This window comes from Bacillus sp. SIMBA_005 (assembly GCF_046535585.1).
GTDB lineage: Bacteria > Bacillota > Bacilli > Bacillales > Bacillaceae > Bacillus > Bacillus pumilus.
In genome coordinates this window covers 1-245 of record NZ_JAWRWI010000977.1, presented here as the reverse complement: position 1 = coordinate 245, position 245 = coordinate 1, and the positions used below count along the sequence as shown (strand labels likewise).

Here is a 245-nt window from a genome sequence, read left to right as displayed (position 1 = left end):
CGAGCTTCGAGTCGAGTGAGCGCGAGACGCAGATCATCATGGTCTCGTCGCTCTCGCGCTCCTCAGGGGTGAGGATCGAGTCGCGGTGCTCGCGCCCGGTCGTCGGCACGATCGTGTGCCACCAGACATCGGTGGGGAGCTTGCCCCGGGCCGCCTTCTCCGCCGTCACAAGCCCCGGCGCCATGTACGGCTCACGGTCGACATCCTCGGAGTTGAAGACGTACTCTCGCGGGTTCTTCACGTAG

General features: G+C 65.7%; 1 protein-coding gene. It reads right to left on the bottom strand.

Annotated features, from left to right (window positions below):
- Positions 1 to 245, bottom strand: a 245-nt coding sequence (locus SB660_RS23005) for a hypothetical protein (RefSeq protein WP_410584846.1), incomplete at both ends; no start/stop codon positions are given.